The sequence below is a fragment of the Micromonospora sp. NPDC000207 genome (genome assembly GCF_040300925.1).
GTDB lineage: Bacteria > Actinomycetota > Actinomycetes > Mycobacteriales > Micromonosporaceae > Micromonospora.
In genome coordinates, this window is sequence record NZ_JBEPEQ010000207.1 from 1 (window position 1) to 4,023 (window position 4,023).

Consider the following 4,023-nt stretch of genomic DNA (forward strand, 5'->3'; position numbering starts at 1 on the left):
CCCGCAGGGTCGGCGGGGGCACCGCCGGCCCTGCGGGCGGCGGCCTTCCGGGCGGTGGCCCTGCGCGGCGCAGGCGGCTTCCCGGTGGTGCGCGCCGGTGTGTCGACGGTCTCAGGGGGCTGGAAGAGCACAGTCGGAGCGCTCTTCACCCGTCGGGTCGACGCCCGTGGCGGCTCGACACCCTCGGGTTCCCCCTCGCGCGGCGGCGGGACCGGGTCGGGCTCCGGCGGGCTACTCCCGGACGCCCCCGCACGGGGGCGACGGGTCGGACGGCGGGGCGGGACGCTCGGCGGCTGCTCCTCCATACCCGTGCAGAGTAGCCTTGATCAGGCTGTTCCACCGGTCGTGGCGCTCCCGGCGACCGGTGTCGGCCGAACCCGGGGCGACGGGGTGGGATAGTCGTTTTGCTCCGGGTGGGTGGGGGCCTGTATCCTCAGGCCCGGTGGTCTGCAGGCCACCGAGGAGACTTCGCCTAGTCTGGTCTATGGCGCCGCACTGCTAATGCGGTTGGGGTCTTAAAGCCCCTCCCGGGTTCGAATCCCGGAGTCTCCGCGCGAAAGCCGGTGTGTAAACTGGCCGAGCAGCGAGCGCCCGTAGCTCAATGGATAGAGCATCTGACTACGGATCAGAAGGTTAGGGGTTCGAGTCCCTTCGGGCGCACAAGGTCATCAGGGGTCTAACCTGCCGAAACGGCAGGCAGGCCCTTTCTGCTGTCCGGCTTGTGAGGACGGTGGGTGTCACGTGGGTGCGATGTGGGTGCCACCCCCGATGGTGACTTCTGCTCGGGTCTGGTGGCCCTGACCTGCGTCTTCAGCGCTGGGCCCGGGGTAGTCGGGGTGGGAGCACCTGCTTTCGGCCGCCGGGTGGGCCGGTTCTTTCGGGCCTTGTTCTTGATCTTCTTTCGGGTGCGGTGGGCTGCGGCCAGGACGAGGTGGGCGGTGGCGTCGGCGCAGCGCCGCTGCACCTCGGGTAGGACGCTGGTGTAGGTGTCGGCGGTGGTCACGATGCTGGAGTGGCCGAGCAGATCTTGCAGGTTCTTCAGATCGGCGCCGGCCTGGTGGGCGAGGGACGCGGCGCCGTGGCGCAGGTCGTGCAGCCGGACCGGGGGTAGTCCGGCGCGCTGGACGAGTTTGCGGAACCGGGTCGTGGCGTAGTTCGGGTTGATGGGTTGGCCGTCGACGCGGACGAACACATACCCGGTTTCGGTCCACGCCTTGCTGTCCGCGGCGGCTTCGGTCTTCTGGTCGAGTTGGCGGCGGCGGTGCGCGCGTAGGACTTGGATGGTGCGTGTGTCCAGGGCGACCGTGCGGCGGCCTGCGGGGGTCTTGGGGTCGCCTTCGACGATGGTGTAACCGGCGGTGGTGCGGTTGCGTTCGATGGCGAGCACGCCTCGGTCGAGGTCGATGTCTGTCCACCGGAGGCCGCACGTCTCGCCGCGGCGCAGGCCGCGCAGGGCCGTGAGCCACCAGAACGCGAACAGCGAGTCGTCGGCGACGATCTCCAGGAAGGCGGCGAGGTGGTCGGCGGTCCAGACCGCCACCGCCGGCCGATCGCCGGTGCGTTCCCACTGGTCGACGCGGGCGTCGGTCCATACCTTCGCGTGAGGCTGCTGGTAGCCGTCGACCTCGATGTGTCGGGCGGGGTTGCAGTCGATCAGCCCTTCGCGGACGGCGAGGTTGAGTGCGGCGCGCAACGTGGTGCGCAGGTGCTGCATCGCGGAGGCGGACTGCGTCCGGCCCTTGCTGTTCGTGGTGGCCGCGATTCGGGCGAAGACCGCCCGGAGGAGTCGGGCGTCGAGGTCGGCCAACCGGTAGCGGCCGAGGTGCGGGATGAGGACGTTGACGTCGCGGGTGTAGTGGAAGCGGGTGGTGGGCCGGATCTTCGTGCGGTTGTCGAGCCAGTGCCGCAGCCACCGTTGCACGGTCCAGCCCTGTGCCGTCCGGTCCGCCTCCGTGGTGGTCAGCCATTCGTCGCGGGCTTGGCGGGCGGCGACCTGTGACGGGTAGCCACCACGGCGGACCCGCTCACGGCGGCCGAGCAGGTTCGTCGCTGAGCAGTGGAAGTACCAGCTCCCATGCCCACGCTCTCCGAGCCGGGGGCAGGACTGCTCAAGCCGCCGCCGGTCGGCTCCCCGGCACCCGCACCGCCTGAAGATCACCCCTGAAGCCGTCATGGCAGCACCCTTCTGATGGAGTCACCGACACCACCGACACAGGGCTTCATTCAGTAACGGCCCTACCAGCCGATACTCGCGAAACGCGACTTCACGCCTGTGCCAGATCACCTGCTGCCGGGATGGAGGTGTCGTCGCCAGTGGTGGCGGCGCCAGGGGGTGGCGGCGTAGGCGGTCAGTCCGGCGGTGAGGAGGGTGAGGCTGAGCAGGAGGCTGTACGGGTCGTCGTAGGGGCGGGCGCTGAACTCCCACCAGTGGTACCCCTGGCTGCCCTTGGTGCCCCAGTACTGGAAGGTGACGGCGGTGGCGGCGGGGAGGGTCCAGGCCAGTCGCCAGCCGAGGCAGGCGCCGGCCAGCAGGGCGAGGCCCGACCAGGCGAGCCAGGAGCGGGCGATGACCGCTGTCACGGCGGGGGGCAGGGTGGTCGCGGAGATGGCCAGGTAGAGCAGCGCGCAGCCGGTGCCGAGGCTGGCGAGGCAGCGGCGTTGCATGGTCCGGAGTCGGCGGGTGGCGAGGGCCTCCAGGTCGGCGAGGGGGCTGGTCAGGGCGAGGATGGGCAAGATCGCGGCGGCCATCGCGATCAGTCGCCAGATGGGGACGAGGGTGCTGCCGTCCTGGGCGGCGCTGGGCAGCGGGGTCTGGACCTGGCCGACCCAGGCGGTGAGTGCCCCCAGCAGGACGGTGCCGGCCAGAATGCTGCGGGTCGGGCGGACGGCGAGGTAGAGCCGCAGCGGGCTGGTCGGCGCCGCGGGGTCAGCCCTGCGGCTGGCAGTAACGGCCACGGAGGTCCTTCACCTCGGACTCGGCCCACCGGAACTGGTCGGCCTGCGGGGATTCGGCGGCGAGGGCCCGTCCCTTCGCCCAGGCCTCCTGCAACGCGGCGGGGGCATTGGTCTGGTAGTCGGGGGTGGACGCGCCCACCAGGTACGCCTCCAGCCACTTGTCGAGGGTGGAGAGCCGGACGACGTCCGCGTCTGTGGTCCTCTCCCAGCTACAGGCGCGGTAGTTCAGGAAGCCGAAGGTCCGGCTGGTGATGGCCTTGCCGATGTCACCCGCGTACGACCAGGGGCTGCCCTCCATGATGGAAAAGTAGGGATGCACCCCCTCACCGATGACCGGCTCGGTGTTCCCCTCGTCGACCACAACGGCCTGCTGGAGGCCGTACTCGTTGATCCGCTCGGGACGAGCGAAGACGGCCGGGAGCTGATCGACACGGCCCAAGACCACGCGCATCCCGGGTAGGTACTTCTCCTGCTCTGGCCAGATGCAAATGGTGGTAGAGCCTTCGACGCAGAGAGCCCGGTCGCCGGGTGGCTCCCGGTCGGTCACCATCGCGGTGGTGCCCACCAGCACGGCGAGGCCGAGGGCAGCCGGCACCAGGGCCACCGCCCGACAGGGTGCCCGCCCCGGGCCGGTACCGGCGGGGAGCCACACCATGGTCAGCAGCAGGGCGACGGCCAGGCCGAGGGCGAGGGACAGGACCACCGGGTCGACCGCCACCTCCGGCCGCCCGGACACCACGGAGAAACCGGACGCAGGCAGCAGGGTGATCAGGAGCAGGAAGCCCAGCGCCGCCGTCAGGGGCGCGAAGACGGGCCCGAGCAGCAGCCCGCACGCCCAGCCCAGGGCCACCGCCACCAGGATCCCGAACACCCCGAGCAGGAGGTACCCGGCCCAGAGGTGCACCCCCGGCGGGAAGGTCCGGGCGGTCACCGCGAAGGCCACGGCCTGACCGATCAGGTACGGGACGAGGAGGACCACGAGGGTGGCCCCGATCCGGTGGGCCTCGACCCGGACCGGGTGGATGCGGGCCGCCCGGAGTTGCTCCCCGACCCGGTGCCGCCTCGGCG

The 4,023-nt window shown here is 71.0% G+C and carries 3 protein-coding genes, 2 tRNA genes and 1 pseudogene; 2 read left to right on the forward strand and 4 right to left on the reverse strand.

Features of this window, described 5'->3' with window-relative positions:
- A pseudogene (locus tag ABT336_RS26935) lies at positions 1–305 on the reverse strand (hypothetical protein); the annotation flags it as partial.
- A gap of 156 nt (positions 306–461) precedes the next feature.
- Here ABT336_RS26935 and ABT336_RS26940 point away from each other — a divergent pair.
- Together ABT336_RS26940 and ABT336_RS26945 are read left to right on the forward strand one after the other, a co-directional pair.
- A tRNA-Ser gene (locus ABT336_RS26940) sits at positions 462–552 on the forward strand.
- A 35-nt stretch (positions 553–587) separates the two neighbouring features.
- A tRNA-Arg gene (locus tag ABT336_RS26945) sits at positions 588–660 on the forward strand.
- A 16-nt stretch (positions 661–676) separates the two neighbouring features.
- Here ABT336_RS26945 and ABT336_RS26950 read toward each other — a convergent pair.
- From ABT336_RS26950 to ABT336_RS26960, 3 genes are all read right to left on the reverse strand, one after another.
- Positions 677–2,173: a tyrosine-type recombinase/integrase gene (locus ABT336_RS26950; RefSeq protein WP_350900337.1), complete on the reverse strand. Its 1,497-nt coding sequence runs from the start codon at positions 2,171–2,173 to the stop codon at positions 677–679.
- Between the two features lie 107 nt (positions 2,174–2,280).
- Positions 2,281–2,955, reverse strand: a complete 675-nt coding sequence (locus tag ABT336_RS26955; protein ID WP_350900339.1) for a hypothetical protein — start codon at positions 2,953–2,955, stop codon at positions 2,281–2,283.
- Positions 2,927–4,023, reverse strand: a 1,097-nt coding sequence (locus ABT336_RS26960) for a hypothetical protein (RefSeq protein ID WP_350900341.1), incomplete at its 5' end; no start/stop codon positions are given. The genes ABT336_RS26960 and ABT336_RS26955, both read right to left, overlap by 29 nt.

Excerpts from the sequence above, each read along its gene's own strand:
- ABT336_RS26950 (WP_350900337.1), bottom strand. The coding sequence starts at position 2,173 with ATGACGGCTTCAGGGGTGATCTTCAGGCGGTGCGGGTGCCGGGGAGCC.